The sequence below is a fragment of the Phormidesmis priestleyi ULC007 genome (genome assembly GCF_001895925.1).
Taxonomy (GTDB): Bacteria; Cyanobacteriota; Cyanobacteriia; order Leptolyngbyales; family Leptolyngbyaceae; genus Phormidesmis_A; species Phormidesmis_A priestleyi_A.
Window position 1 is genome coordinate 1 of the sequence record NZ_MPPI01000028.1, and the last position, 26,706, is coordinate 26,706.

General features: G+C 48.4%; 29 protein-coding genes. 16 read left to right on the forward strand and 13 right to left on the reverse strand.

The window, feature by feature from the left end; translation table 11 throughout:
• Positions 1 to 253: 253 nt before the first annotated feature.
• Both BRW63_RS19195 and BRW63_RS19200 read left to right on the forward strand, forming a co-directional pair.
• Complete coding sequence (locus tag BRW63_RS19195; protein WP_425320469.1) at positions 254 to 361, forward strand: tyrosine-type recombinase/integrase; 108 nt, start codon at positions 254 to 256, stop codon at positions 359 to 361.
• A gap of 371 nt (positions 362 to 732) precedes the next feature.
• Positions 733 to 1,104 (forward strand): hypothetical protein, encoded by a 372-nt coding sequence (locus tag BRW63_RS19200; protein WP_073073993.1) that lies wholly within the window; start codon positions 733 to 735, stop codon positions 1,102 to 1,104.
• Between the two features lie 223 nt (positions 1,105 to 1,327).
• Here the strand turns inward: BRW63_RS19200 and recF are convergent, their stop codons facing one another.
• Entirely contained in the window at positions 1,328 to 2,503 is a 1,176-nt protein-coding gene (recF, locus tag BRW63_RS19205; RefSeq protein WP_073073995.1) for a DNA replication/repair protein RecF, read from the reverse strand.
• Between recF and BRW63_RS28400 the strand changes: the two genes are divergently transcribed.
• Both BRW63_RS28400 and BRW63_RS19210 read left to right on the forward strand, forming a co-directional pair.
• Positions 2,483 to 2,626 (forward strand): hypothetical protein, encoded by a 144-nt coding sequence (locus BRW63_RS28400; RefSeq protein WP_181314430.1) that lies wholly within the window; start codon positions 2,483 to 2,485, stop codon positions 2,624 to 2,626. The genes recF and BRW63_RS28400 overlap by 21 nt on opposite strands.
• Before the next feature lie 93 nt (positions 2,627 to 2,719).
• Complete coding sequence (locus BRW63_RS19210; protein ID WP_073073997.1) at positions 2,720 to 2,932, forward strand: hypothetical protein; 213 nt, start codon at positions 2,720 to 2,722, stop codon at positions 2,930 to 2,932.
• A gap of 5 nt (positions 2,933 to 2,937) precedes the next feature.
• Here the strand turns inward: BRW63_RS19210 and BRW63_RS19215 are convergent, their stop codons facing one another.
• From BRW63_RS19215 to BRW63_RS19230, 4 genes are all read right to left on the reverse strand, one after another.
• Positions 2,938 to 3,522, reverse strand: coding sequence for a hypothetical protein (locus BRW63_RS19215; RefSeq protein ID WP_073073998.1), 585 nt, complete (start codon positions 3,520 to 3,522; stop codon positions 2,938 to 2,940).
• 377 nt (positions 3,523 to 3,899) lie between these two features.
• Positions 3,900 to 5,039, reverse strand: a complete 1,140-nt coding sequence (locus tag BRW63_RS19220; RefSeq protein ID WP_073074000.1) for a CO2 hydration protein — start codon at positions 5,037 to 5,039, stop codon at positions 3,900 to 3,902.
• Positions 5,040 to 5,065: 26 nt separating this feature from the next.
• Positions 5,066 to 6,601, reverse strand: a complete 1,536-nt coding sequence (locus BRW63_RS19225) for an NADH-quinone oxidoreductase subunit M (RefSeq protein ID WP_073074001.1) — start codon at positions 6,599 to 6,601, stop codon at positions 5,066 to 5,068.
• Positions 6,602 to 6,658: 57 nt separating this feature from the next.
• Complete coding sequence (locus tag BRW63_RS19230; protein WP_073074003.1) at positions 6,659 to 8,518, reverse strand: NAD(P)H-quinone oxidoreductase subunit F; 1,860 nt, start codon at positions 8,516 to 8,518, stop codon at positions 6,659 to 6,661.
• A 529-nt stretch (positions 8,519 to 9,047) separates the two neighbouring features.
• Between BRW63_RS19230 and BRW63_RS19235 the strand changes: the two genes are divergently transcribed.
• The 9 genes from BRW63_RS19235 (at position 9,048) to BRW63_RS19275 (ending at position 16,847) form a co-directional block, all read left to right on the forward strand.
• On the forward strand, positions 9,048 to 9,356 hold the full coding sequence (locus BRW63_RS19235) for a carbon dioxide-concentrating mechanism protein CcmK (RefSeq protein WP_073074005.1): 309 nt from the start codon (positions 9,048 to 9,050) through the stop codon (positions 9,354 to 9,356).
• Between the two features lie 64 nt (positions 9,357 to 9,420).
• Positions 9,421 to 9,762, forward strand: coding sequence for a carbon dioxide-concentrating mechanism protein CcmK (locus BRW63_RS19240; RefSeq protein WP_017290237.1), 342 nt, complete (start codon positions 9,421 to 9,423; stop codon positions 9,760 to 9,762).
• Between the two features lie 6 nt (positions 9,763 to 9,768).
• Entirely contained in the window at positions 9,769 to 10,068 is a 300-nt protein-coding gene (locus BRW63_RS19245) for a EutN/CcmL family microcompartment protein (RefSeq protein ID WP_073074007.1), read from the forward strand.
• Positions 10,069 to 10,260: 192 nt separating this feature from the next.
• Positions 10,261 to 12,261, forward strand: coding sequence for a ribulose bisphosphate carboxylase small subunit (locus tag BRW63_RS19250; protein ID WP_073074062.1), 2,001 nt, complete (start codon positions 10,261 to 10,263; stop codon positions 12,259 to 12,261).
• A 60-nt stretch (positions 12,262 to 12,321) separates the two neighbouring features.
• Positions 12,322 to 12,951, forward strand: coding sequence for an LbetaH domain-containing protein (locus BRW63_RS19255; protein ID WP_073074008.1), 630 nt, complete (start codon positions 12,322 to 12,324; stop codon positions 12,949 to 12,951).
• 114 nt (positions 12,952 to 13,065) lie between these two features.
• A complete protein-coding gene (locus tag BRW63_RS19260) occupies positions 13,066 to 13,932 on the forward strand; it encodes a carbon dioxide-concentrating mechanism protein CcmK (protein WP_073074010.1) in 867 nt (288 codons plus the stop codon).
• A 78-nt stretch (positions 13,933 to 14,010) separates the two neighbouring features.
• Entirely contained in the window at positions 14,011 to 15,141 is a 1,131-nt protein-coding gene (locus BRW63_RS19265; RefSeq protein WP_073074012.1) for a hypothetical protein, read from the forward strand.
• Entirely contained in the window at positions 15,138 to 16,133 is a 996-nt protein-coding gene (locus BRW63_RS19270; protein ID WP_073074013.1) for a pentapeptide repeat-containing protein, read from the forward strand. The genes BRW63_RS19265 and BRW63_RS19270 overlap by 4 nt, the downstream gene beginning before the upstream one ends.
• Positions 16,134 to 16,196: 63 nt before the next feature.
• Positions 16,197 to 16,847: a cadmium resistance transporter gene (locus tag BRW63_RS19275; protein ID WP_073074063.1), complete on the forward strand. Its 651-nt coding sequence runs from the start codon at positions 16,197 to 16,199 to the stop codon at positions 16,845 to 16,847.
• A gap of 285 nt (positions 16,848 to 17,132) precedes the next feature.
• On the opposite strand, the gene BRW63_RS19280 is transcribed toward BRW63_RS19275, so the two are convergent.
• The 3 genes from BRW63_RS19280 to btpA all read right to left on the reverse strand — a co-directional run bounded on the left by BRW63_RS19280 (position 17,133) and on the right by btpA (position 19,282).
• Complete coding sequence (locus BRW63_RS19280; protein WP_073074015.1) at positions 17,133 to 17,408, reverse strand: hypothetical protein; 276 nt, start codon at positions 17,406 to 17,408, stop codon at positions 17,133 to 17,135.
• Between the two features lie 147 nt (positions 17,409 to 17,555).
• Positions 17,556 to 18,266 carry a ribose-5-phosphate isomerase RpiA gene (gene rpiA, locus BRW63_RS19285; RefSeq protein ID WP_073074017.1) on the reverse strand — a complete coding sequence of 237 codons (711 nt, stop codon included), beginning with the start codon at positions 18,264 to 18,266 and terminating at the stop codon, positions 17,556 to 17,558.
• Positions 18,267 to 18,433: 167 nt separating this feature from the next.
• Positions 18,434 to 19,282: a photosystem I biogenesis protein BtpA gene (gene btpA / locus BRW63_RS19290; protein ID WP_073074065.1), complete on the reverse strand. Its 849-nt coding sequence runs from the start codon at positions 19,280 to 19,282 to the stop codon at positions 18,434 to 18,436.
• A gap of 192 nt (positions 19,283 to 19,474) precedes the next feature.
• On the opposite strand from btpA, the gene BRW63_RS19295 reads away from it, so the two are divergent.
• Positions 19,475 to 19,702: a hypothetical protein gene (locus BRW63_RS19295; protein ID WP_073074067.1), complete on the forward strand. Its 228-nt coding sequence runs from the start codon at positions 19,475 to 19,477 to the stop codon at positions 19,700 to 19,702.
• 383 nt (positions 19,703 to 20,085) lie between these two features.
• Here BRW63_RS19295 and BRW63_RS28405 read toward each other — a convergent pair whose 3' ends face one another.
• On the reverse strand, positions 20,086 to 20,250 hold the full coding sequence (locus BRW63_RS28405; protein ID WP_181314431.1) for a plasmid partition protein ParG: 165 nt from the start codon (positions 20,248 to 20,250) through the stop codon (positions 20,086 to 20,088).
• Positions 20,251 to 20,446: 196 nt separating this feature from the next.
• Between BRW63_RS28405 and BRW63_RS28410 the strand changes: the two genes are divergently transcribed.
• A complete protein-coding gene (locus BRW63_RS28410; protein ID WP_181314432.1) occupies positions 20,447 to 20,617 on the forward strand; it encodes a hypothetical protein in 171 nt (56 codons plus the stop codon).
• Between the two features lie 72 nt (positions 20,618 to 20,689).
• Here the strand turns inward: BRW63_RS28410 and radA are convergent, their stop codons facing one another.
• A complete protein-coding gene (radA, locus tag BRW63_RS19305) occupies positions 20,690 to 22,210 on the reverse strand; it encodes a DNA repair protein RadA (protein WP_073074020.1) in 1,521 nt (506 codons plus the stop codon).
• Positions 22,211 to 22,381: 171 nt separating this feature from the next.
• Here radA and rpaB point away from each other — a divergent pair, with 171 nt between their 5' ends.
• A complete protein-coding gene (rpaB, locus tag BRW63_RS19310) occupies positions 22,382 to 23,113 on the forward strand; it encodes a response regulator transcription factor RpaB (protein WP_073074022.1) in 732 nt (243 codons plus the stop codon).
• A 52-nt stretch (positions 23,114 to 23,165) separates the two neighbouring features.
• Here rpaB and BRW63_RS19315 read toward each other — a convergent pair whose 3' ends face one another.
• The 3 genes from BRW63_RS19315 to BRW63_RS19325 all read right to left on the reverse strand — a co-directional run bounded on the left by BRW63_RS19315 (position 23,166) and on the right by BRW63_RS19325 (position 26,683).
• Positions 23,166 to 25,331 (reverse strand): calcium-binding protein, encoded by a 2,166-nt coding sequence (locus BRW63_RS19315; protein ID WP_143162078.1) that lies wholly within the window; start codon positions 25,329 to 25,331, stop codon positions 23,166 to 23,168.
• A 334-nt stretch (positions 25,332 to 25,665) separates the two neighbouring features.
• Positions 25,666 to 26,307, reverse strand: a complete 642-nt coding sequence (locus BRW63_RS19320; RefSeq protein WP_073074026.1) for a type II toxin-antitoxin system HicB family antitoxin — start codon at positions 26,305 to 26,307, stop codon at positions 25,666 to 25,668.
• Positions 26,308 to 26,311: 4 nt separating this feature from the next.
• Positions 26,312 to 26,683 (reverse strand): hypothetical protein, encoded by a 372-nt coding sequence (locus BRW63_RS19325; RefSeq protein ID WP_073074028.1) that lies wholly within the window; start codon positions 26,681 to 26,683, stop codon positions 26,312 to 26,314.
• Positions 26,684 to 26,706: the final 23 nt, after the last annotated feature.

Genomic DNA, 26,706 nt, shown 5'->3' on the forward strand with positions numbered 1-26,706 from the left:
CATTCCAAGGCGGACATCTGCCTGAACACTGACAGGGAAGGGCTTTTGAAGTCCTTCCAACTCCCCCGAACGACTTCGAGTCGCACGTCTAACTATTATTTCTGCCGTTTGAACTTCTCACAAACAGGATAAATGCCCCTCACAAAAAATTATGCCGTGTGGAAGCCGGATAACTCCTGCTTTTCTAGGTTCTATACGGAATCTTCACAGGATAATTCCCCTATTTCGGCAGTTATACTGAACGACGCATCTGTTGGAAGATGGCTATGACATTCGCACGGTTCAAGAACTCCTAGGGCATCGGGATGTCAAGACTACAATGATTTATACTCACGTTTTGAATAAGGCGGACGTGGGGTGAGAAGCCCAATTGATGCTTAGGTTGACTGTGATCGAGAACGAGTCAACACGCCCATCAGGTCTTTAGAATTCGACATCGGAGAAGATCGCACCCTCTCAAAAATTCAGCATTCCAAAAAGCAAAAAACTCTTGTACAATACACCGCAGTGATGAAGTTGTGCCCCGCAGCCTGATCTGGGAAATCAGACTCCGAGGACTTCCATCCCTAGTTAGTACCATTAACTCAGGAGGCGTTCATGATTGTACACCGTCAGCTTTGCTATGGGATCTTGAAAGGCTGGAATCAAGATCCTGCATACGTTTTTCACCCCAGGATGTCTGAGAAATCAGCATTCTTGTCCTCTTTGAATTAACCGAGAGGACAAAATAATATGGGAGTTAGGACGATCGTTCCTGGCTCGATTTCGTTCACCGTTGAGTTGCGATGCTCAACCGAAAAACGGTATCGGGTTAGTGTGACTTTGGATTTGCAAGAGCGTTATATCTTCCTTTCGTCTGGCATTCTCGTGAATGTTAGCGACAGCATTGAAGAGTTTGTTTCACAACTGAGTGAGATTGCATCCAATCAACTGGCATTGTTCAAATGGGATGGCACCAGTGATTTGATGACTGAATATCAAATTGTTCGAGTGTTGCCGGGATATCAAGTTGAACGTTCTTTAGTGAAGTTCAACATTGCGATCGGCAATGGTTCACTGATTCAAGTGGAGGAGTTGCACAACAAAATCACCATTCAACTCTAGGAAGTTGGGCGTTGGGGAGCCGTCGATTACCTAATAGACCTCCTTGCACGAATAAAACTCTCGACGTAAACCACCCTGACTCGCCCCATAACCCCCAATTCTAGGGAAACCGGAGTTCAAAGTCCCCCAGAATTGGGGGTTTTAGGGGGCTTTCCCGGATTCATGCAGGAGGTCTACTGACGTGGCAATGTAGTCCTTCAGCCGCTACTCCACCTGCTCCTCGTCAAAATATTTCCTGCTCTACTAATTGTCCTGCTTTGACTTCTAGAATTTGTGAGGCGTTAATCCATTGAGCATCAAAAGAGCCTAAATGAGTGGTCGTAATCAACGTTTGAAAGCGATCTTGAATGGCATCTAAAAGTTGATTTTGCCGACTTAGATCGAGTTCTGCTAACACATCATCTAAAAGCAGTAGAGGCGGTTCACCAATAACATCTTCGATCAATTTGAGTTCGGCAAGTTTGAGGGCGAGTACTAAAGTACGCTGCTGTCCTTGAGAACCATATTGACGAGCGGGAGTATTGTTAATCGTGAATTCAACTTCATCGCGATGCGGCCCAACGATCGTCGTTCCTTGATGTCGCTCGACGATCGCGCGTTGCTGAATCTTCTCTAAAAATGCTTTCTGCAACGCTTCGGGATTATCGTCAATGAGTTCTACATTGGGCGCATAGCGAATCTCTAACGCTTCGGTGCTGCCGCTAATCGTTTGATGCCACGATTGAGCAAATGGGATGAGACGCTGCAAAACTCTGGCACGACGACGAATTACACGAGAACCCGCGATCGCCAATTGAGCATCCCACAAAGACAACTCTGATGGGTTTAAAGACTGAGATTCAATCTCTAACGCTTGACTATTGAATAAATTTTGACGGTTAAGATCTGATTTTTGAATGCTTTTTAAAAGTGCGTTGCGCTGACGAAGAATCTGATTATATTGCTGAAGCACGGAGGCATAAATCGGCTCAAGCTGCACAAGCAGAGCATCGAGCCAATGACGACGCTGTTCGGGCCCGCCTCTCACTAAATCGAGATCTAAACTAGAAAATTGCACCATGTTGAGGGTGCCCAGAAAGTCTAGCTGACGACGAAGATTTAGCCCATTTAAGCCCACACTGCGGCGACCATTTTGGCGAAGGGTCATCGACAAATCGACTTCGCCCATGTCTTTTTGCAAGTGTCCAGAAATTTGGGCGATCGCTTCTCCATCTAAAATCAAATCTCGATCGCGGGAGGTACGGTGCGATCGCAGCGAAGACATCAACTCCACAGCTTCGAGCAAGTTTGATTTGCCCTGGGCGTTGTTGCCCACCAAAATCGTTTTGGCTGCCGAAAACTCTACCTGCTGATCGGGATAGTTACGAAAGTTGCGGAGGTGCAGCGTCTTGAGATACATACCGATCGACAGGCTCTAGACTATTCACTATACGCCGTGGAGGAGCGATCGTCTCAGTCAGCTTACACCTATCGCATGATTAGCCCTGATAAAGTTATGGATCGCTTAATTAGCTTTTTGTAACTCTTATATCGTCTTGTGTGTTCTGAGTTTAAGTACGGCGCGATTCAGTATGGTTGAGGCTAAAGACACTCTCTCGATCGGGCGCGCGGTTACATGACTCCTTTAATGCTTCGTCAGCTATGGTCTTTGGTAGACGCGACTCAGGTGGCGCTACTGCTCAATCTAGACGACGCTAGTCTAGTGCAGTGGCTATTGCGCCAGTTTAGAATTCAGCAACCTCTAAACCCTGAAGAAATCACGATTCTCAGCAGCTACATTCAGTCCAAACTGTCGCTAATTCGAGACTTGGCCCATCAAAAAGATTGAAACCATTACTCAGGTTTAAGGAGGGGTGAGCCTTGAGGCACCGCAGAAGGGTCAGGTTTATTGAAAGTGATTGACACGAGCATGAATCCTAAATATGCAGGCAGAATCAGCAGCACAAGACTGACGATCGCGGCCACCCAAAGACCTGGATTTGCCGACGAGCCGTAGTGACTCCGATAAGGGTCGATCGTCAACATTTCAGAATTGAGAATTTCACGCAGCGCGATCGGGCGTTTAAATCGAATCCGGCGATCGTCGAGTTTTTCTAACAAAATCCAGCCAGCTTGCGACTCTTCTGCACAGACGCGCTCAAAAATCTGAGGGTCACGAAACAGATCACGGCTCGATCGCACAATCTTAAACTCCCAGCCCACCAGTCGCGGATCTTTAGGCGGCTTGCTCGTGCCATTTTTGGCTTGAGCAGAAGTTGACTGCACGGTGTCTTTTGAATCATAAGGGGTCAAAGTTTCTTCCTCCTCTTCACACGCTTGCCCAATGCGCCACTGTTGCCAGCGCAGCCACCCACCTGCGACCACTGCTTGTAAACCCAGACTGCCAATCAAAAAGCTTAAAAGGGTGACTTCGCCCATGAACACCGGAGAAGGATTGAGTGATGAATTTTGAGTTACAAGAATTTAACCACTCAATGTTGAAATTCAAACATTGGAATTTTCTTTTCTGACTTTCTGATTAGTAGGCTTTAGCTCCATTCCCGCCAAAGTCTATGCTAAGGATCGTGGATTAAATAACCTGTAAAACTTGTAATCAAATCTCTTGATTCGTCATGGCTGAGATCTTCGCCCCCTAAATCTTCCACAAGTGAAGGACTTTGAGCCAAGATTCCCGGTTTCAAAGTCCCCCAGAATGGGGGATTTAGGGGGCACAAGCCGACTCAAACGGAGCAATTAACGAACTTGTATCCGATCTAGTTGAATCCGAGCAGTTGCACTTTAATAAATTCACGTTCCTAAACATCACAAACTTGAACATTTGGCAAGCGGGAGCCAATCAATCGATCCATCCAGCCTTCAAGATACTTGCGATTAATTTGCTGCTCTTTGGCATCGATCGTATCGATCGCATGAGGCATCAACCCCAACATCGCAGCCGTAGTTACGCAAAACATCGACTTTTGAAAGCTGACGCAAATTCTGACTCGCAGATCTTCTTCACCGCGGAGCGATCGCTGATATAACTCATGCAGATAGGGCGGCAGATTGTGCCTTAGATCTTGCATCAATAGAGTGGGTGGAATGCCTGCACCGCCAACTGGCAACGGGTCTGCGTAAAGTGCGCCATAGTTAAAACGCTCTTGATCAGACGAAATCTGGCGGGCTTGGGCATTATAAGAAACGGTGCCCATGAACGGAAACGATCGAAAAAACACCGCGTTGATATAAGGAACTCCCGTATCCATCAAAAATGTCAACCCTGCGGATTTAGGAATCAGATCATAGGTGCGATCGCCGATCTCCACCGCATAGGTAATCGGTTCGTTTGCGGCAGCCACCAATGCGGCTCGGATAAACTCAACCACATCAGGAATCGATCGAATGGTTCCCTGGTCGTAGGAGTCGGACAGGTCTAAAAACATTTTGCTCATGACCTTCCAAAACTGCCCCAGCGCACTGTAGTAGCACAACTGACGCACTTGCTCTGGCAAAAAGTCAGGAAATACCTTTGCGAGTCCCTTAATTGGTAAGTTGTTTTTTAACTTTTCATTAGTCGCTTTTTGCACGAGTTCTAAAAACTCTGGCGAATCGAGATAGGTGTCTAAGCCGCCGCCACCGTGCCAAAACATTGCTTTCATGCAATACTCAGCAAACTCGTAGTTAAAGCGATCGTGCCACCAATGTTTGAGCAACTTGTTAAATGAAACATCTCCGTCAAAGTATTTGAAAAACGGAAATAACTCTAAAAACTGGTGTTCTGAAATGTAAATGAGATTGCGCCAGTAAGCATCTAACACAACCCCATAACTCTTGAGAACGCCAACCACTTCGAGCAGGTTATCTTCAGAGTCGGGTAGCAGAGCACCGCCCGCTTCCAGGCGATCAATAATGTCGGCTAACGGATGATTTGAAGGCTTGAGCGGAGTAGTAACCATAAGCGTCTGATGGAGAGTAAAAGAGACTAATTGTGAATGATAAATTGCTCATTCGCGAGTATTCCAGCCGGACTTGGAGACTTTAACGTCTTAGCGGCAATGGTTGGAAAATCAATCAGCATTGCCGTTGTGGTCGTTTCAGTCCAGCGCACCACCCAACTAGGTTGTAAGCCCAAAATAACGATCAAAACTGCAAGCACAAAACCAGGTGCCCGCTCTGACCAGGGCACTTTTGGAAGGTTTTCAAACTGCTCAGGGAGGCGACCAAAAAAAGTCCGGTTGACCAACAGCAGAAAATAAACTGCCGTGAGTCCCGTTCCGATCATCGACAGCAATGTCTGGACGGGGAACACCGGAAAACTACCTCTAAAAATTAGAAACTCTGAAATAAAGCCCACCATACCGGGAATTCCGGCACTTGCCATCACGCCGACGACCATTAAACTGCCAATAATCGGCAATCCTCGTTCTGGGTTAAGCAATCCTTGCAAAATGGTGATGTCACGAGTTCCGGTCTTTTTATAAACCACGCCCACCAATGCAAATAACATCGCTGAAATCAGACCGTGACTCACCATCTGAAAGACCGTTCCTAGCAGACTGAGCGGAGTTGCTGCCGCCGCCGCTAAAAGAATGTAGCCCATGTGCGCGATCGAGCTATATGCCACCATTTTTTTCATGTCGGTCTGGGCGATCGCGGTAAACGCCCCAAACAAAACGCTCACGACTGCCCAAGTTGCCAGCCAGGGAGCCAGTACCGCCCACGCTTCAGGAAATAGCTGCAATCCAAATCTGATTAACCCATAAGTTCCCAGCTTTAGCAACACACCCGCCAACAAAACAGAAATCGGCGTAGAGGCTTCAACGTGAGCATCGGGCAACCAAGTGTGCAACGGAAATAGCGGAATCTTAATTCCAAACCCGATTAAGATTGCGCCGAGCAACACGATTTGAGTCGTGAGCGGCAACGTTTGAGACAACAGCGGATCAAACTCAAAAGAAGTTGCTCCACCTAACCAGGTTAATCCTAAGAAAGCTGCCAGAATTAGAACGCCTGAAAGAGCGGTGTAAATTAAAAACTTAGTCGCAGCATATCCCCGTTTTGCGCCACCCCAAATTCCGATCAGCAGATAGAGAGGAATCAGTTCAAGCTCATAGAACAGGAAGAATAACAGTAAGTTTTGGGCTAAAAACGCGCCTGCAACTCCCATGTTTAACAGGAGAATCAACGCATAATAGAACCTGGGACGCTGAACAGAAGTATCGCTACAGTAGATTGCGATTAGGGTCAATAAATTACTCAGCGCCAACAGTGGAAATGATAATCCGTCCACGCCTAGACGATAGCTCAACCCCAATGAGTCGAGCCAGGGAATGCTTTCCTGAAACTGCATTCCAATATTAAGCGCATCAAATTGAGTGGCGATCGCGATCGTCACCGCCAGCACGATCGCACTCCAGGCGATCGCCACCTGACGGACTCGACTTGCCGCGACCGTGGCAGGCAACACCGCAATGAGCAAGGCTCCCACTACAGGTATCCAAATTAAAGCACTAAGCATAGGTCAATCGAAGATATAAAAGTTTGAATTTTGAGGTTTAAGCTGTGGGAGCTTCGGTCAAAAGAACACCCCTAAAACGGATTCCCACATCGACCAGGTAAGCACGATTCCTAATAGACCCACACCCAGCAAAATGGTCAGCATGTAAGCTTGAGACTGACCCGAAACACTATATTTCAGGCTTTCTCCGCTAAAAATAGAAGCCAATCCTACAAAATTCACGAACCCATCCACAATGTATCGATCGAACCAGGCACTAAATCGAGAAACCGTGCTGACGACAAAGACCACCGTAAATCGATAGAGGCGATCGACATATAAGTCGTAAGCTAAAAAATCTTGCATAAATCGTAGAGGCGCTTGAATCGGTCTAGACCAATTGTGGTTAAACGCCACGAGCGATCCAGCAATTAGCCCCGTCAACCCCGACCCAATAATCATCAGAGAGCCTTGCCAGTTGAGATATCGCCAACTAGGAAGCACTGACAGCGTTTGCATAATCAGGGGAACGGTGAGCGTAAAAATTGTCAGCGTCACCATCGGCACCGCCATCGTCCAAGGCACTTCTGGAGCGCGGCGCGTCTTGGGCATTGGCTGACCGAGAAAGACCAAACGGTAGACACGAGTCAGGTTAAAAACCGTCAGCGCATTCACGATCAGAATGACTGCTACCAGCCACGGCTGACCGTACCAAAAATCATCCACTCCTCTTTGAAAAGCCCAAAAACCGCCTAGAGGCAGAATTCCGACCAGACCCGCAGAACCGACTAGAAAAGCGCTGGTGGTCGCTGGCATTCGTGACCACAAGCCACCCATTTCAGTAATATCTTGGCAACTAGTCGTGGCAATAATCGATCCCGTACTCATGAACAGCAATGCTTTCGAGACCGCGTGAGCAAACAGCAACGCTAATGCAAAGCCTGTCCAGTTCACTCCGACCGCAGCAAACACCAACCCTAAATAAGCGCTCGTGGAGTGAGCTAAGGCGCGCTTGATGTCGATTTGGGCGATCGCCACCAGAGAAGCCCCGATCGCGGTAGCCGCACCCAAAGCAACCAAAGCCGTTGAAGCCACCGGAGATAAGATCAAAATTGGCTGAAGTTTAATCAAAACGTAGGCACCACAGCCCACCACTACCGAATTTCTTAAAATCGAAGCGGGATTCGGGCCCTCCATCGCTTCATCAAGCCATAAGTGCAGCGGAAACTGGGCGCACTTGCCGATCGGGCCCGCAATCAACGCCAAACCCAGCAGAGCAGACACCGTGGGAGACAGTTCAGCCGTCTCTGCCCACTCATATAGGTCAGGAAAATTTAAACTGCCCGATAGGGTCGAGAGCGCCACAACGCCCATCAGCAGAAGCACATCGCCGACGCGCTTGGTCAAGAATGCATCTCGTGCGGCGGTCACAACGAGCGGTTGGGCATACCAGAAACCGACTAGCAAATAGGTTGAGAGGGTCAAGATCTCCAGTAGAGCATAAGTGAGAAACAGAGAATTGCTCAACGCTAAACCGCTCATCGCCGCTTCAAAAAAACCCATCAAGGCAAAAAATCGAGCTAATGCCCAGTCTTTCTCCATATAGCCCAGCGCAAAAACCTGCGCCAGCAAACTCAAGCCTGTGATCACCTCCATCGCGCCGACGCTCGTTGAGGAAATGTCTAGAGCGATCGACAGATCGAGATCTGCTGCTTGTAACCAGTGAATGACTAGCTCGTGTGACTCCTGCCCCCAAGTGGCATTAAACAGCGCCCAGCCGTGGATGCAGGCCAAAAACGTTGTGAAAATATTGAGATAAGCGGCAGGTCGAGGGCCCGTGCGCCGAATCAGCCCCGTTGCCCAAGGTAAAGACAGGATCGCGCCCAGCAACCCATAACAAGGCACCCACCAACTTGTATCAATGAGAAACTGCTGCATCGAACCTGCCTTTACTCAAAAACTTACCAAAAACACCCCCCAAAGCAAATTTGCTCGGTTGGGAAACTTCACCAATTTTGATGATTGTTAAAAAATTAGAACAACTTTCCTCGTGAAATTCAGCTTAACGCTTAACGTCCTTAAAAGTACAATGCGATCTATACAGAGAGAGCCAATGGTATAGAAAAGCTAACTTTTATAGATAAACATGACTTATGTACAAGAAAGTTTTCTATAAATAGTGTTGAAAAGAGTCTATGATTCTGAAGGCGAAATCTTAAGGCAATCTTCACCATCTCCCTGTGGGCAGGAGCTGATAACTGGGGATCGCAGCACGAAAGATTAGTCGAGCTTATGTCTAAAATTTGTAACTATCATCAAGTATTATATTGTCAAGCGTCAACAACCCGCTTATTCTGAATAGAGAGTACGGTTGAAAAGCCTTGATGAAGCTTGACAAGATGGGTTATCTCGTCAACATTTTTGCTTAGGGTTGTTGCAATTAGTTTCACTTATCAGGAGATCAAGAATGCCGATCGCTGTGGGAATGATTGAGACACTGGGTTTTCCGGCTGTGGTGGAAGCCGCAGACGCAATGGTGAAAGCTGCTCGTGTCACCCTGGTTGGCTACGAAAAGATTGGTAGCGGTCGCGTGACCGTGATCATTCGCGGAGACGTGTCCGAGGTGCAAGCCTCGATCGCGGCTGGGCTTGAATCTGTTAAGCGGGTGAACGGCGGACAAGTAGTGTCTACTCACGTCATCGCTCGTCCTGACGGAAACTTAGAGTATGTGCTGCCCATTCGCTACACCGAAGCGGTTGAGCAGTTCCGAAGTTAATGGCAATTTGCTAGTTAACTGATTTTGTTGTGTCTAGAATTTGATTGGAAGGGAGAATTTAACGATGGCTATTGCAGTTGGCATGATTGAAACTCTGGGTTTCCCCGCCGTGGTAGAAGCCGCAGACGCGATGGTGAAAGCCGCTCGTGTGACGTTGGTGGGTTATGAGAAAATTGGGAGTGGTCGCGTTACGGTGATCGTGCGGGGCGATGTGTCTGAAGTTCAGGCATCAGTTGCGGCTGGCATCGAAAACGTCAAGCGCGTCAACGGCGGGCAAGTACTGTCTACCCACATCATCGCTCGTCCTCACGAAAACCTGGAGTATGTGCTGCCCATTCGATACACCGAGGCAGTTGAGCCATTCCGTGAAAGCGTGAGCGGCATCCGCCCTCTTAACCGTCCATAACGCCTGATGCAAATTGCTAGAGTTCGCGGCACCGTTGTCAGCACCCAAAAAGAGCCGAGTCTAAGAGGTGTGAAGTTTCTGCTTCTACAATTTTTAGATGACGCAGGGCAGCCACTCCCTCATTACGAGGTGGCGGCTGACAATGTTGGGGCAGGGATCGATGAATGGGTTCTGGTTAGCCGTGGCAGTGCTGCCCGTCAAGTTCCCGGAAGTGAACAGCGCCCTGTCGATGCGGCAGTGATTGGAATTATTGACACGGTAAGTGTTGACAATCGATCGCTCTACAGCAAAGGGACGCAATATTAGCGATCGGGCACCTAATTGCGTAATGGGTTGGGCAGAGCTTAACCCATTACGCAATTGATAACGGTGTACTGCGCTACGGCTAGTCAGTTCAGCAAAGTGATTGAATAGGCGCAAAAAGTTACGATCGAGTCATCATCCTTGCGATGTGTGCAGTCGAGCTTTACAATGCGCGGTCAGCTAGGAGAATTTTTTATGGTAGTCCGTAGTTTTGCGGCTCCACCCACGCCTTGGTCAAAGAGTCTCGCCGAACCCGACATTCACCATACCGCCTACGTTCACTCGTTCTCTAACATCATTGGAGACGTGAGAGTGGGCGAAAATGTGATGATTGCGCCGGGCACCTCGATTCGCGCCGATGAAGGGCATCCGTTCTACATTGGTGATGACACCAATATTCAGGATGGAGTCGTCATGCACGGGCTAGAACAGGGCAGAGTTGCGGGTGATGATGGTGATTCCTATTCAATTTGGGTGGGAAGCCGTTCTTCGCTCACTCACATGGCGCTGATTCACGGGCCCGCTTATGTGGGCGACGATTGTTTTATTGGATTTCGATCGACGGTGTTTAACGCACGGGTTGGCAACGGCAGCATTATCATGATGCACGCGCTGGTTCAAGATGTAGAAATTCCTCCTGGAAAGTATGTGCCTTCTGGAGCGATCATCACCAATCAGCAGCAGGCCGATCGTTTACCCAACGTGCTAGAAGCCGACGTGAAGTTTGCGTCGCACATTATTCATATCAACGATGCGCTGCGATCGGGCTATCGCTGCGCTGACAATATCGCTTGTATTGCCCCAATCAGAAATGAGATGGCTAACCCTAAAATGAATCAACCCACTTCAAATGTTTCTAGCCGCTCTGCCAATGGTTCGGGCAATGGCGGCGTGATTGAGCATGTGCGTCAACTGCTGGCTCAAGGTTATCGAATTGGCACCGAACACGCCGATGAGCGACGCTTCAAGATCAGTTCTTGGAAAAGTTGTGCGACCATTCAGTCAAATCGAGAATCTGAAGTGCTGGCTGCGCTCGACTCGTGTATGCAAGAGCATAGCGGCGACTATGTGCGGCTAATTGGCATTGACACAAAAGCTAAAAAGCGGGTGCTGGAAACAATAATTCAGCGTCCAGGTGCGGCACCGACAAAGCTTTCAAACGGTTCGTCTAGCAGCTATTCGGCACCGTCTTATGCTTCTAGTAGTGGCAACGGAAACGGTCATGCGGCGGCTAGTGGCTCGATCGAAGGTTCTGTCGTTGCTCAAATTCGTCAAGTTTTAAGCAAAGGCGGACGGATTGGGATCGAGTTTGCTGACGAGCGTCGGTTCCAAACAAGCTCTTGGAAAAGCGCTTCGGTTCAGGCGAACAACGAGTCTGGAATTTTGGCTGAAGTGCAAGCGTGCATGACAGATCATGCAGGTGAATATGTGCGGATCATCGGCATCGACCCCAAAGCAAAGCAGCGAGTTTTAGAATCGATCGTCCAACGTCCCTCCAGCAAGCAACATATCTCTAATCCGACTGTGAGACCTACTTCCAACGGTGGAGCGGCTCCGAGTCACAGTGCAGTCCGCACTGATGGCAGTGTTGCCGAGCAGGTGCGTCAACTGTTGTCGCAAGGCGCGGCGATCGGTCTAGAGTTTGCCGATGAGCGACGATTCAAGATCAATTCTTGGAGCAGTGCGCCTTTGATCCATACGAGATCAGAAGGGGAAGCGATCGCGGCTCTAGAATCTTTTATCGCAGACCACAGCAGTCACTATGTGCGCCTGGTTGGTGTCGATACAACTGCGAAGAAGCGAGTTTTAGAAACCGTCATTCACCGTCCTGGTAAAACACCTGAAACCTCTCTAGTTTTAGATCCTCCGGTTTATGCTCCACCCGCTTCAACGAGTTCCTCCTCGGCACGTTCAGCTTCAGGGAGTCAAAAGCTCAGTAGTGAAGCGCTTGATCAGGTGCGTCAGCTAGTGCGTCAAGGCGCTCGAATTGGCTTAGAGTATGCAGATGTCCGTCGCTACAAAGGTGGCGCTTGGCAGACTGGGGCTTCGATTCAAGCAAACTCTGAATCTCAGGCGATCACGGCTCTTGAATCTGCTTTGTCTGACTATGCGGGCCAATATGTACGCTTGATCGGCACCGATCTGAAGGCAAAACGTCGCATCATTGAGATGGTCATTCAAAAAGCTGGAAAGTAACTAGTTTTGAGTTTTGAGTTGGTAATCAATTCAGAACTCAGAATTCAAAACTCTTGAACGATGTATCCTTTGCCTCTGCAACTATGTCCGATCGACACCACCCATTATCTGGTGAGTGGCGATGTCACCATTCACGAAGGGGTCGCGATCGCGCCGGGGGTTCTGCTGCAAGCAGATCCGGGCAGCAAGATCATTATTGGTGCTGGAGCCTGCATTGGCGTTGGCTCAGTGCTGCACGTCCATGAAGGTACGCTGAAAGTCGGAGCAGGTGCCAGCATTGGCGCGGGGGTTTTGCTGGTGGGTCAGGTCACCATCGGCGATCGGGCTTGCATTGGGTCAGCAGCAACGATTTTAGAGAGTGCTGTTGAAGGGGGGGCACTGGTGGCACCGGGTTCTCTGGTGGGCGATCGCAGCCGTCCTTTAGAAGCACTCGAATCTGCCCCAATTCAATCTACTCCTGTGTCCGAAGCGCCTCCAGACCCGTGGGCTGATCCTCAAACACCTTCTGAAGCGGAAGTTCTACCCGAAGATCCGTCACCCGAACATTCATTACCCGAACCAAACCCTGTGGTGATTGCTAGTGTTTATGGGCAGTCTTACGTTAATAATCTTCTCGTCAAGCTGTTTCCTCAAAATCAACAAAATTACAACGCGCCTGACAATGGGCATTCTCCGAACGGAAATTCTTAAGGACGATCGGGCGATCGCCCATCTGTATTTATCAGCAGAAAAAACCAGGACTGAAGAACTTTACAGACCCGTTAAGATTGAAGTTATAAGAACTGCCCTGTCACCCCTTCGCTGATGAATCGTCTAGACAGATTTACTGATACTGCCTTAGGTCTTGTCTCTACCGAAAGCTTTCCGGCGATCGTGGGCATTGCTGACATGATGCTCAAGTCATCAGACGTGACGCTGGTGGGTTACGAAAAAACGGGTGGGGGCTTTTGCACCGCTGTCGTGCGGGGCGGAATTTCAGATGTGCGATTGGCAGTCCAGGAAGGAATCGATCTCGCTGCTCAGTTTGGGCAGAAGGTTTCTACCCTGGTCGTGCCTCGCCCGATGGCAAACTTAGAAGCGGTCTTGCCGATCGGCACCAAACTCGCAGAACTCGCCAAAGGCAGACACGGCAATCCTTTTCGCAATCAGGCGGTCGGCTTGCTCGAAACTCGCGGATTTCCGGCAATGGTCGGCGCGGCGGATGCAATGCTCAAATCGGCAGATGTGACGTTAACGGCCTATGAAACGATCGGGTCAGGGCTTTGCACCGCAATTATTCGCGGCACGATCGCAAACGTCGCGATGGCGATCGATGTGGGAATGCAAGAAGCCGAGCGCATTGGCGAACTTCACTCTGTAATGGTGATCCCTCGTGCCCTCGAAGATTTAGATCAAACCCTGCCGCTCGCAAGCTGCTGGATCGAAGAGTTGCAGCCATTGCGCCTCCCGATCGAACTCAAAGAAACCGAAAAAGAATTGGTCGCATTGCCAGAACTTCAGCAAGAGCTTCAGTCTCTAGCCCCAACTCAGAGCGGACTGCAATTGCCAGAATCTCGCCAACCCAAGGCAGAAGAGTTGCTAGAACTCTCGATGCAAACCCCTCAAGAAGAGCCGCTAGAAACTACTCAACCGCCTGAACCGAAAACGCTCAATCAGCCTCCAGAAGAATAATTAGGAAAAAGCAGTCTCCTGTGCAAAGTGCTTTATAGCAGGGCATCCTAAGCACACACCTAACACCAACTCTGACTAATGGCGGATCAATACACTCCGATCGTGTGTCAGCTAGAACAGGATGCAAATGCTGTCCGAATTAAAAAGCTGATTTTATACGCCTGCAAAAACTGGTGGGAGAATGATCTCAATCGCCTTAGTGTTATCAGCTTGCAAAGCCTAGTGCAGGAGTTGCGCTATCTCAATCCCACGTTGGAGCGTCTGCAATATAAACTAAAACTTCTGGTTGGCACTCTTAGCAAACAAGAAGAATATCTTCAAGTCGCGAACACGATTATAGAAAATCTGGCAGCGTTATATAGAACTGCACCTGCGATCGAGAAAACCCCGATCAGCACCAATCCGCTCGATGGCATTGGCGGCGAGTTACAAACACAAATTACACAAGCTTTAGAGCAAGCAGCAAATTCTTCTAGCCGCATCAAAAAACTGATGATTTGCGCGGCTCTCAAATATTGGGAGACCGACCCGATTAAAGTTGAGCAGGCAGAAATCAAAAAACTAATCAGCGAATTAGCCCATCAATATCCGACGATCGAAAGCCTACAAATCGGATTGGCGGCGATCGTCAAAAGTCTCAACAAGCCGATCGAATATGCCGCGATCGCCAATATGATTTTGCGAGAAATGGGCAAGTTATATGTTCAAGAAGATGGGGTTCCCCTTCAAGAGGCGGCAGGCGTTCTAACTTCTCAGGCGCTAAATCAGCCGATTTGCCAAACCGCAGATCCTGCGCTCAGTCTCTTTGACATACGGCTAGAGATCATCAAGTTTGCCAATCCACTTCGGGCAAAAATTCTGCTGTTTTCTCTGGTTTACTATCCATTCACGGGCAAAGAACAGGATTGGTCAAATCTAAAACTCTATAGCCTAGAGGGGTTGCTTCGCAGTGTCACAACCGTGTGTAGCTCTCTAGAAGCGTTGCAGTTAAAGCTAGAAGAAATGGCACACCAGTTAAACCAGCCAGAAGAATATCTCGCAGTCGCCAGCGTGATTCTCAAAAGCGTGAAACCGGGGTATGCCGAACTTCAACAGCAACAGCAAGACTTAGAAATCAGTGCTGCCGATGTCACACGGGCAGACTCGACGCAAGTTTTGATCGCTCCTGTAGCGAAATTGATCTCAGGGATCGAAAATAGAAAGTTATGAATGGTCAAGACGTATTAGAGCGCTATGAATCGGGAGAGATGAATTTCACGAGGGCAAACCTGAGTGGAATTAATTTAATGGGAGCAGATTTAATTGGCGCAAATTTAGCCCATGCTGATCTGCATCACTCGATTCTAATTTTGGCTTATTTGAATCGATCGAACCTCACCCACGCCAACCTCAAAGGCACTAAACTGTGCGGTGCAAATCTCAGTCAAGCCGACTTACTCAACGCAAATTTGTGCGATGCCGATCTGCACGGAGCGATTCTCTATGGAGCTGATTTGCGAGGTGCCGACCTGAGTTTAGCAACCTTGGTAGATGCCAATTTTAGAGATGCCGATCTGCGAAACGTAAATTTTAGTGGCGCAGATCTCCGGGGTGCTTGCTTGCGCGGGGCAAACCTGCGAGAAGAAAAACGTGCTTATAAAGGCGCAAACCTACGCGGTGCCGATCTGCGAGGTGCTGACTTGCGCGGGGCGAATTTATCGGGGGCTGACCTGAGTCGATCGAACCTAATCGGCGCAAATCTCAGTGAAGCCACCCTCCGAAACGCAGACCTCACTGAAGCCAACTTAACCGATGCAATTCTCAACGGGACATTTTTAACCGACGCAAATTTAACGGAGGCAAATCTTAGCCGAGCCATATTACGCAACTGCAAGCTCAACCGCGCCCAGTTAAACGAGGCAAATTTAGCAGACGCTGATTTGAGAGATGCCACGCTGAGTGATGCGAAACTGCACAAAACTAATTTTCAACGGGCAAATTTGACGCGATCGCGCCTCAATCGTGCCGAATTTAATCACGCAAATCTTCGTCATGCAACATTGGTAGACGCTCTTTTGATCAAAGCTTACTTGGGTCGGGCAGATTTGCGCGAGGCAAATTTAGCAGGAGCGAATTTAGCGGGGGCAGAACTCAGCAGCGCTCTGTTGAATGGAGCAATTTTGCAAGGCGCAACGTTACCCGATGGCAGCGTGCAGACCTAACTCGTGAACTGCACGCAGGAAATTTTATGAGTTAATGAATCTATCCTTTTAATGTGCGATGTGATGAGTGGGTTTATCAGTGCCCTCCTTGCTGGAGTCACTGCCTTTATTGCTACCAACTTAGATGACATTGTGATCTTGATGCTGTTTTTTGCCCAGACCAATGCAGCCTTTCATCCCAAGCATATTGTGGCGGGCCAATATTTAGGCTTTGGCGCTTTGATTCTCGCAAGTTTGCCCGGTTTTTTTGGAGGCTTGATGGTGCCCAAAACTTGGATTGGGTTGCTCGGATTGTTACCCATCGCGATCGGGCTTTATCACCTGATTCACCGAGAAGCAGACGATCAGGTTCAGACGATCTCAAATGACTTCAAGGAGTCAAAGATTAAGCTGCCAATTTTGTCGGCGTTAGGGTTGTTGGCTCCTCAAACTTACCAGGTGGCGGCAGTGACGATCGCCAATGGTGGCGACAACATCGGAATTTATGTGCCGTTGTTTGCTACCAGCAATGCCGCCAGTCTCGGAGTCATTCTCAGTATTTTCTTTGTGATGGTGGGAGTGTGGTGTTATGTGGCGTATCAACTCGCTCGTCACCCGATCGTCGCTCGTGTGTTGACTCGTTATGGCTCGGCGATCGTTCCGTTTGTGCTCATCGGGTTAGGAATTTTCATTCTGGTTGATAGCGGCACTTACAAACTACTCACAACCCCTTGAAAGGATGTCTGAGAAGCCCTTGGTGTCTTCTTCGTTCAGATTTTCCCACCCCGAAATAAATTTCGAGGTGAGTGAATGCGATAACGACTCTTTTTCAGAACCCCTCTTAACGTCAGTTCGATGAGTTTTTTCGCTTCGTTCTTCAGCGCTTCAGCCCCCTAAATCCCCAAATTCTGGGGGACTTCAAGCCCAGAATTTAGGTTCAAAGTCCCCCAATTTTGGGGGATTTAGGGGGCAACCCGGATTTGCAACCGCAGCGAAAGGCTTCATCGAATTCACGTCTTCTTAGCTTCCGCAGGTCAAGATTCCTTCTTTCACTCCGTCAGTTCTCGTCTGCACTTGGAGCTTGGGTTGCTGTCCGGGATAGCATCGGACTAACGCTCGATCGCCACTCCGAGTCATGTACAAAATGTAGATGGGTTTACCGCCTAATACGGCTGGAACAAGCTGTGGAGGGGCAGGGGCAGTTGCAATCGCAGGTACTAAACTGGCAATGCCAAGAAATGCCCCGGTCGATCCGATCGCCAACGCTGAGAAACGGGTTACAAACTTCAGCTTCATCTCACACCTCAGATAATAGTTTTGACTAAAGTTTTTAACTGACTTGTTCAGATTAAAAGACCGCCAATCTATTGTCAAATCAATGGATTGAGGGATTTGATTGACTGACTTCTCTCATCAGCCAATCAGAAGAGATTCAAACCCGATTTAAAACTCTCGGATTGAAGGCTGTCCGTCTTTGATTTCTCCAACGAGAACTAGGTCAGTCACGCCGACAAATAAACCGTTCTCTAACACACCAGGAATGTTGTTGAGGGTCTTCTCAAGATCAGCAGGATTGTCAATGCGATCGAACTTGACATCGATCACCAGATTGCCCTGATCTGTGACGACCGGGCCTGCTTTTTTGATGCCCATCCGCAGTTCGGGTTTGCCGCCTAACTTGACGATCGCTCGCATCACCGGAGTTACCGCCATCGGAATCACTTCGACCGGAAGCAAAAACGTTGACCCCAAATGCTCGACGAGTTTGCCGCTATCGACGACGACAATAAACTGATTAGCGAGAGAATCGACGATTTTTTCTTGCGTATGGGCTGCCCCGCCCCCTTTGATCAAATTCTTGTGCGGATCGACTTCATCGGCTCCATCGATCGCGACATCAATGTGATCAATTTCATCTAAGGTCACGAGCGGAATGCCATATCGTCTCGCCAACACGATCGCTTGAAACGAGGTCGGAACGCCTTTGATGTCTTTCAGGTCGCCCGATTTGAGTCGATCGCCCAACGCCTGGATTGCGTAAGCAGTGGTTGACCCAGTGCCCAGCCCCACAATAGAACCAGACTGCACTCTAGCGGCGGCGGCAACCCCCACCTGCTGCTTCATAATTTTTGCGGGGTCAGTTTCTACGCTCATGATCAAAAGTCCTCAACAATTCGTCTAAAGGGTGAGGGGTCAATTGGCGACTCCTTCTCATCATTAATACTATCTGTACATGACCCTTCCATCAGCACTTAACCACTTGACACTCACGTCTCTAGGAGTTCAAAGTGCAGCATCCAGGTTTACCGTCTTGCTAATCTTTAGGAATGCAAACTCATTGAAGAAGCGGGTTTTGTCTGATTTTCTGGAGACACACTGCGACGAGTGGCTTCTACAAAACGGCTGACTCGAATCGGGTCGATCGCTTGCGATCGTTTTCCCTGACGCTTGAGCGAACTCGACACGATTACGCCATCCGCCGCCGTCATCAATTTAGGAATATTCTCCCAATCGGCACCACTGCCAATAAAAACAGGCGTTCCTTGAGCGGCGGCGCTAGCGAGTTCTAAATCTTCTAGACTCGGAGGGCTGCCCGTTGCCCAACCAGAGAGAATCACTGCATCGGCTAAACCTCGCTCGATCGTGTCCTGCACAGCCGTTGTCAAATTGGGCGAACCTAACGGACGAGCGTGTTTCACCAATACATCAGCAAAGACTTTGACATCGCATCCTAACTCGCGACGATAGCGCAGCAGCTCATGGGCGCGACCCTCGATCATGCCTTGATCGGTTGCCATGATGCCCGTCCAGACATTGACCCGAATGAATTGAGCTTGGACGCAAGCCGCGATCGCGAATGCACTTTGAGCATCATTTCGCAGCACATTGATCCCGATCGGCAGCGTCACCATATTCATCAATCGCTGGATCACGACTGTCATGGCGCTGACCACTGCCGGATCGACATGATCTTTAGGAAATGGGGCATCAAAGAAATTTTCGACGATGATGCCATCTACGCCACCTGCTGCTAGAGCGGTTGCTTCTTGTTCGGCGCGATCGATGACTGCCTTGAGGCTGCCACCCCAACGCGGGGAGGTCGGCAGGGGCAATAAATGCACGACACCAATAATCGGATTAGGGGTTTTAAAGACTTGTTTTAGATCCACGTATCCAATGTTTGGCTTCAGCAGCAAAGGTTCAACTGATTCAAATGATAGCTGTTTACCGTACCCGAATTCGCTCTATGAAAGGTCTTCTAGGCTCAAGTCTGTTCCTCTATAGTGAGAGAAACCTTACTCAAAGCACTTATGTTGCTTCATCTGAGTACTTGGCTAGAAGTTGAAACTGAGGGTTTTCTCATGAATAGCAGCACCGACTCGGAAAATTACGTTCTGTCGCCAGATTCGATCAAGGCTTATCGTTATGCAGTCTACTTCGAGAGTGAGTGGCTGTGGAAGGAAAAAAATTCGCTGTGTCGGGCAAATGCAGCGCGGAGACTTGCAGAGTTGACGGCTAAACTTGCTGAGATGGAAGACGAAGAAGCGAGAGAACTTTCAGAGCAAGATTCGGCTAGTGAAACCGCTTAATTAATAGAGCGATCGACTAGGTTTTCTATGAATGATTCAAAATCTGCCGACTGAAGCCAGATTCAACGTCTGCGATCGCTTCTTTTGTCAGATTTTCCATCGCAATGTCTTTCTCTTATTGTTCGTTCCATTGCTGCTGGTTTAACTCAAAAAGCTGACGAAAAAGAGTGACTTTTCATAGACATTAGGACTTACGCATTGACAGAAAACAGTAGTATGCACTTTTGATATTTGGTATCCAAAACTACACTTTTTAACAGGCTTTCAAGTGATTTTGAACAAGAACTCAGGTTCAAAGTCGTTTCTTAGAAATGCTGTAACCCAGTAATTGCGTTAATGCACACCTGCATTTTCGGGTCAATGCGTAAGTCCTAGACATATTGCTAATCCTCTTTTGAAAGCTTGGGCAAGACCCTATCAAGAAGTTCTTCTAAGATTGCTCCCATTGATTTACCAGTCTTGGCACTTTCAATTTTCAGGCGGGTTTTAATCTCTTCATCAATTTCTACTCTCAGCCAATCTCTTTTTTTTTCAAGCTTCCCAGCCATTCTGAAATCACCACTTGCTTACTCAACTATTAAGCATTACTGCCACTCTTCAATACAATGGCACTATTGACATGACTAGCATTACTAGCAAAACTGTGATATTTGTCAAATATGCCAAAAGTCAAAAGCCAGTGCATTCCGGCGGTCAACCTTCAGCACTGGCTTTGGCTCCTATTCGTTCGGAGACATGATTATTATGAGCTATCGCAGACGACTACAAACCTGGACAGTGATTCGGTTACTGCCAAGAATGCAGCGAGTCACCATCGGACGGTTTAACCACTATTCCGATGCAGAAGGACATCTACAAATTTTGCGGCGACTTATCCCCGAAGGAGAATTTCTGCTAATTTTCGATCCTTGGTGATTTGATTTTAGGAGTGGGCGATCGTTTCCGAAGTTCCAAAAGATCGCTCCAAAAAACGATCGCCCACTTCAATTACTCCTCCGCCTCAGCGCTCTCAGTTTGTTGACGCGACTTGCTTCCTGCAAGAGCGATCGCCATCGCATCCACCACCCGCGACACTGGAATCACCTCCATTCCCGGCACATTAGAATAGGAACCTTTGGGCACGATCGCCCGCTTAAATCCCAGTTTTGCCGCTTCTTTTAGCCGCAATTCCATTTGAGACACCGATCGTACCTGTCCGCCTAAACCAACTTCACCGATGACGACGGTTTGCGGATCGATCGAGCGATCGCGGAAACTTGCCGCCACTGCCACCGCAATGCCCAAATCTGCCGCAGGTTCCCCCACGCTCAGACCGCCCGAAGACGCAACATAAGCATCGAGTTTAGAGAGCGGAATGCCAACTCGTTTCTCTAGCACTGCCAGGATTTGCAGCAGCCGATTGTATTCAATCCCGGTGGTCGATCGGCGCGGAGAACTATAGCTCGTCGCACTGACCAACGCTTGCAGTTCAACGACGATCGGGCGAGTTCCTTCACAGGCGACGATCGTCGCCGTCCCCGGCGTGGCTTCTTCTCGGTTCCCCAAAAATAGCTCTGACGGGTTAAGAACTTCTTGCAATCCCTGATCGACCATTTCAAACACGCCGATTTCATGAGTCGCGCCGAAACGATTCTTAACAGAGCGCAACAGGCGGTGACTCGCGAAGCGATCGCCCTCAAAATAAAGCACAGTATCTACGAGGTGTTCTAGAACTTTGGGCCCAGCGATCGCGCCTTCTTTGGTGACGTGTCCGACAATAAACAGCGTGATGTTCTGCCGTTTGGCGACCTGCATCAGCACTGATGTACACTCCCGCACCTGAGACACCGAACCCGGAGCCGAACTCAACGAACTGTAGTAAAGCGCTTGAATACTGTCAATCACCGCTACAGCAGGTTTGAGCGCCTCCAGTTCGACGAGAATCGTATCTAAATCGGTTTCGGGAAGCAGGTAAAGGTCGGCATCGGTGGCGATCGCGTTTTTAGGAGTCGCAGAATCTAGCGAACTCTCAGAGGTCTCATCAGTTTCTACCTGTTGACCAATTCCCAACCGTTGCGCCCTCAGCTTCACCTGTTGCCCCGATTCCTCAGCGCAAACATAGAGCGTTCGATAGCGGGTGGCCAGTCGATTTGCCGTTTGCAGCAGCAGCGTCGATTTGCCGATGCCGGGGTCGCCACCAATCAAAACCAGCGAACCCGGTACAATTCCTCCACCGAGAACTCGATCGAGTTCGGTGTATCCAGACGACAAGCGAGACTGAGGATGATCGGTAATTTGAGTTAAGGTCAGCGACGAAACCGCCTGAGCCGTGGCATTACGGGCTGAGGTGCGGCTTTTGCCGCTGGTTCTGATTTGAGCGACCTGACCAATTCCAGCCGAAGAGTTTGTCGATCGTACCACCTGTTCTTCTAGAGAATTCCAGGCAGCACACGACGAGCAACGACCCAGATATTGGGGAGATTCTGCCCCACATTGGTTACAAACAAAGTGCGATCGTAGTTTTGGCATTACAAAAATTATCGTGATATTCCTTCATAAAGTAGACAATCGTTAAGAAAGTCGGAAGGTCAGTGATAGTGAGGCTTTGACGAACTGAAAATTGTGAAGTGAGTTACTATCTTAATGATAAAGTACAAAAAATTAACGATCAGAGATTTGACCTAGGGAGCGTTGAAGAAGTTGGAAAATCACAAAGAAAAAATATTAGTCGTCGATGACGAGGCAAGCATTCGCCGCATCCTTGAAACTCGTCTTTCAATGATTGGCTATGATGTCGTTACGGCTGCTGATGGAGAAGAAGCCCTCGACACATTTCGTAACTCTGAACCCGATCTGGTCGTTCTCGACGTGATGATGCCAAAACTTGACGGCTATGGAGTCTGTCAAGAACTGCGGAAAGAGTCAGATGTGCCCATTATTATGCTAACGGCGCTTGGAGACGTTGCCGATCGCATCACAGGCTTAGAGCTAGGAGCAGATGATTATGTCGTCAAACCCTTCTCGCCTAAAGAGCTAGAAGCCCGAATTCGCTCAGTCTTGCGGCGAGTTGAGAAAACAGGCGCACCCGGAATTCCCAGTTCTGGTGTGATTCACATCAACACGATTCGGATTGACACCAACAAGCGCCAAGTCTATAAAGGCGATGAGCGCATTCGGCTGACTGGAATGGAATTTAGTCTTTTAGAATTGTTGGTCAGCCGCTCTGGAGAGCCGTTTTCTCGATCGGAGATTTTGCAAGAAGTGTGGGGCTACACGCCTGAACGTCACGTTGACACTCGTGTGGTCGATGTCCATATCTCTCGCCTGCGCGCCAAGCTAGAAGACGATCCCAGCAATCCAGAACTGATTTTAACCGCTAGAGGAACGGGCTATCTCTTCCAGCGAATTCTTGAACCGGGTGAGGTCGAGTAATTTCTGAAGAATCATGAGTTTTGAGTTCTTGAAATTCAAAACTCTCTAGCATTTAATCTCTGATCAAACTTGAAGCGTTTGGCAAAAAGATGTCCGTCGTTAAGGAGCTTGCTGTGACACCCGATAGAGACATCAGCAGGGAGCCATCAGGCTTAAATCGAATCAAAGTGCTGCTGTTGAGTTCGGTTCCTGGCTCGATCGCAACTTGGTCAATCTGGATGTCCGCAGGCAAGCCAATGCGATCTTCGCCAACCTGAAAGTCGATGACTTGGCTCAATCCATTCCGGCATAGCCTGAAGACATCGGCACCCGCTCCTCCAGTCAGCCAGTTGTTCCCTGTTCCGCCATCGAGAATATCGGCACCTGTTCCGCCCCAGAGAATGTCATCGCTTGCGCCACCCCGAAGAATATCATCGCCACCGAGTCCTTTAAGGAAATCATTTCCACCCTGACTATTGATCACGTCGTTAGAATCGTCGAAGCCCATCACATCGTTATCCGAGTCATTCAGAAAGGTGACTGAGTTTCGGTTGAAGACTTGAGCAATGATCAGGTTAGCATCTATCACATCAAACGAGTCTTGAATGGAAGTTGTTTCTCCGTTAAACACGATGTTGCCTAGCATGAGCGGAGTTTCACTGATGGTCAAGAAGTTGTCAAGATTTTCTAGGTTAAAATCCTTGAGGATAATGCTTATATTTTGTACATCCGCAAATGTGAGGGTCAAATCATTGCCTTGCTGATCGAGGAGCAGATTTTTGGCGATCAGTTGCGGTCCCTGAAAGTAGAGAGTATCCACTTCTCGAATAATGTCGTCTGAAGGATTTCTGTTTGTGCCAACGCCCCCAAAATTTCTGACTTCGTAACTGCCTGTTGTCAGCGTAAAAGAGTGGATTCCCCCAGAGCCATCCAAGACTTGAGGAGGAGCGATGACCACTATTTCAGGAGTCACGATCGAATGCGTTTTCTCTAGCTCTTGAGTTCTGGGCTTGCCAATATCTGCGCTCAGATCAGGGCGATCGCTAGGCTGATTTGTTGATTCGCTACTGGGATCGGCGAATGAGACAGCAGGATTTGTCTGGTTGAATGAGATGGATGGAGATCGTGGCGTTTCTTTAGGGAGGCTAAACCTCAGAAGCAGTGTGGTATTGAAGCCTGTCACATCTAGGTTATCAAAATCGCTGCCTGCAAAAATGAAAGGATTAGGGATAAAAATTGCTCGATCGTCGTCCGATTCAACCCATTCAGGCGAGGCACGATCGGGGGAGCCACTGTGCTGAGATTTGGTGTTTTGTGAATTCATCGACGTGCTCAAATCGTAGTTTCGCACCAAGGATGAAGGTGTTGGAGCAGGCGATCGCTGCACCGTTTCAAATGGAGAATCAGAGCGATTGTCATTTTTTGAGATTTGGGACAACAACCACAATCCAGAAAATTGTCCGCCTTGATTCGCTAACTGGTTTAGTTTTCCATCATTAGCATTGTTAAATGTATTTGCAGCAGCTTGCTTAATTGTATTTTCGTGAGCATTCAATGCTGCGTTGCTATTTAAGCGACTGGTCGTAGGTGCGTGAAACTCGATCGTCCTTCTCTGAAATGCACTTTTGCTTAGTGTAAGCAGTATCAGCTTGTCAGAAGTTTTACTATAATCAATTCTCTGAAATTTCGCCGAGATGCGTCGAGTCAAGTGACGAACGATCGCCCCAACTGCTGCGAGAATTGCCGGGCTAGTCGCAGCCTCTTGATTGCTTTCCGACGCATTTTCAGCGGTTTTAGCAGAGGTACTAAACTCTTGGGCAATGTGTTCTAATAACTGCTCCACTGTCCAGATCGACACTGCGCGATCGCCGCCCACATATCTGTATGGTTTGTAGGTGATCAGTGCAGAGACTCGATGAACGATCGCAAACTCTAACTCTGCTGCCGCCAATTTTTCGGATGCGAGCGCTCTGCCTTTCTTATACTGATAGCGAGGCGGAATTTCTACACCGGATTGCTGAAGCTGCCAAAGGATAGATGCTCGTTTAGCAGCACTCAAGTCACTTAAGATTGAGTCGAGTGTCGCTGGAGCGACCATAACCTTGACTCCGATAGCTGGACAGCATTGATGAATTTGCTGTAAAAGATCCCAGCACAAATATCTCTGCTCTGTGATGAAGCCAGAGGGTTCTCCATATAGACGAGCTAACGTATCGCTTGCAAGGGTAATGAGACTCATCAGTTGCTGCACCCCGCCCTCAAAAGAGTAGTGACTGGGATCTCCTAGCTAGTCAGGAGACTGTTTGACAACAAAGTCAGCAAAGATTCTAGGCGCACATCCAGGAATGGCGAATTTGTGCTTGCGATAGTAAGCCGCAATCTGTTTGGGAGTGCAATCCCGATTTTATTTCTTGGCTATTACTTTTTACATAGGTTAACACAATTCTAAGCGTTGGGTAGGTATTAATACTAGATTTAAGTTTTAAGGCGAAAAAAGGGTGCGATCGCAGCAGTCAAAAGAACGCAACAAACTTAGCTGCTAAGAACGAGGCTCCCACAGGCTCTATTCTTAACTAGGCTTGTTGACGAGTTTGATTGTGTTTGGTCATCTTTGTACGCTCAATCCAATCTTCGATCGCGCTGACAACTTTAGTCATTGTCTGAGGGTCGGATGTCCTTAAGTGAGAGCGGATTGCTTCTAAACCTGGTAAAACTTTTTCCACGGCACTTAAGAAGTCGATCGCCCCGACTGCGTTGCTTTTCTTCAGCGAAGGGGTGACTTGATCGAGAAATTGCTCCATTAGTTCAGGATGTTTTTTGAGTTGTAGAAGCATCGTAGCGGGGATTTCTACTTCCTCAGTTTTTTTTTCGTCTGTTTTGCTCTCTTGTAGGGCTTTAATGGCTGCTTCTTCTAGCCAAGAATTGATGCTTCTGCCTGCATCTTTAGCCGTATGAGCAATATTTCGATGAACTTCTGGCGACGTGCGAAAGGGAAGTTTCCCAGAAAAATTTTCAGGCTTTTCAGGCTCAACTTTCTCAAGCTTGCAAAACTTCAGGTAAGTGTCGATCGTCTTCTCAAATTCTTCTTTCGCTTTTTCAACCGTCTTTCCCTGAAAGTGCAGAAGCTCTCTACTCACGTTGTTGACCTTGCCACAGACTAATTCTGCTTTCTCATCAATCGAGAGGGATGCTGTGTAACCCAAGTAATTCAGCATAGAATCAGTTCCCTCTGCTAGTTCTAATGTCCAACATGGTCAAAAACTCTCGAATTTTCATCACCTGATATTCGTCCACACACTCATCATGTCCCAAGGGAGAGAGGATGGTAATTCGGTGGTCGCAATCAGGATGAGGTACTCTAACACAAATTTTGTTGCTCATCTCACGAATCGTTGCCCCTTGCAATCCTGCTAGAAGCGCGATCGCGTTCGTCCAAAGAATGTCGGTGAGTGGCGGGTCTTTGAAAATGCACTCAAGAGTTTGCTGCTGCTGATCATTGTGGTTGTCAGGATGGTGGATGCACATTCGAGTTTTTCGCGATCGAAGCTCAGACTGACCAAACTTTTTTGCAGCAAAAATGAAAATCCTCACCTTAGAACGTTTCTGGAGGTGGT

Coding starts and splice junctions, on each gene's coding strand:
- BRW63_RS19225 (WP_073074001.1), bottom strand. CDS start 6,601: ATGCTTAGTGCTTTAATTTGGATACCTGTAGTGGGAGCCTTGCTCATT.
- BRW63_RS19200 (WP_073073993.1), top strand. CDS start 733: ATGGGAGTTAGGACGATCGTTCCTGGCTCGATTTCGTTCACCGTTGAG.
- recF (WP_073073995.1), bottom strand. CDS start 2,503: ATGTATCTCAAGACGCTGCACCTCCGCAACTTTCGTAACTATCCCGAT.
- BRW63_RS19265 (WP_073074012.1), top strand. CDS start 14,011: ATGGCGGATCAATACACTCCGATCGTGTGTCAGCTAGAACAGGATGCA.
- rpiA (WP_073074017.1), bottom strand. CDS start 18,266: ATGAGCGTAGAAACTGACCCCGCAAAAATTATGAAGCAGCAGGTGGGG.
- BRW63_RS28410 (WP_181314432.1), top strand. CDS start 20,447: ATGAGCTATCGCAGACGACTACAAACCTGGACAGTGATTCGGTTACTG.
- BRW63_RS19245 (WP_073074007.1), top strand. CDS start 9,769: ATGCAAATTGCTAGAGTTCGCGGCACCGTTGTCAGCACCCAAAAAGAG.
- BRW63_RS19315 (WP_143162078.1), bottom strand. CDS start 25,331: ATGAGTCTCATTACCCTTGCAAGCGATACGTTAGCTCGTCTATATGGA.
- BRW63_RS19250 (WP_073074062.1), top strand. CDS start 10,261: ATGGTAGTCCGTAGTTTTGCGGCTCCACCCACGCCTTGGTCAAAGAGT.
- radA (WP_073074020.1), bottom strand. CDS start 22,210: ATGCCAAAACTACGATCGCACTTTGTTTGTAACCAATGTGGGGCAGAA.
- BRW63_RS19230 (WP_073074003.1), bottom strand. CDS start 8,518: ATGCAGCAGTTTCTCATTGATACAAGTTGGTGGGTGCCTTGTTATGGG.
- BRW63_RS19270 (WP_073074013.1), top strand. CDS start 15,138: ATGAATGGTCAAGACGTATTAGAGCGCTATGAATCGGGAGAGATGAAT.
- BRW63_RS19275 (WP_073074063.1), top strand. CDS start 16,197: ATGAGTGGGTTTATCAGTGCCCTCCTTGCTGGAGTCACTGCCTTTATT.
- BRW63_RS19235 (WP_073074005.1), top strand. CDS start 9,048: ATGCCGATCGCTGTGGGAATGATTGAGACACTGGGTTTTCCGGCTGTG.
- BRW63_RS19215 (WP_073073998.1), bottom strand. CDS start 3,522: ATGGGCGAAGTCACCCTTTTAAGCTTTTTGATTGGCAGTCTGGGTTTA.
- BRW63_RS19295 (WP_073074067.1), top strand. CDS start 19,475: ATGAATAGCAGCACCGACTCGGAAAATTACGTTCTGTCGCCAGATTCG.
- BRW63_RS19210 (WP_073073997.1), top strand. CDS start 2,720: ATGACTCCTTTAATGCTTCGTCAGCTATGGTCTTTGGTAGACGCGACT.
- BRW63_RS19240 (WP_017290237.1), top strand. CDS start 9,421: ATGGCTATTGCAGTTGGCATGATTGAAACTCTGGGTTTCCCCGCCGTG.
- BRW63_RS19260 (WP_073074010.1), top strand. CDS start 13,066: ATGAATCGTCTAGACAGATTTACTGATACTGCCTTAGGTCTTGTCTCT.
- BRW63_RS19280 (WP_073074015.1), bottom strand. CDS start 17,408: ATGAAGCTGAAGTTTGTAACCCGTTTCTCAGCGTTGGCGATCGGATCG.
- BRW63_RS19255 (WP_073074008.1), top strand. CDS start 12,322: ATGTATCCTTTGCCTCTGCAACTATGTCCGATCGACACCACCCATTAT.
- BRW63_RS19220 (WP_073074000.1), bottom strand. CDS start 5,039: ATGGTTACTACTCCGCTCAAGCCTTCAAATCATCCGTTAGCCGACATT.
- BRW63_RS28405 (WP_181314431.1), bottom strand. CDS start 20,250: ATGGCTGGGAAGCTTGAAAAAAAAAGAGATTGGCTGAGAGTAGAAATT.
- BRW63_RS19320 (WP_073074026.1), bottom strand. CDS start 26,307: ATGCTGAATTACTTGGGTTACACAGCATCCCTCTCGATTGATGAGAAA.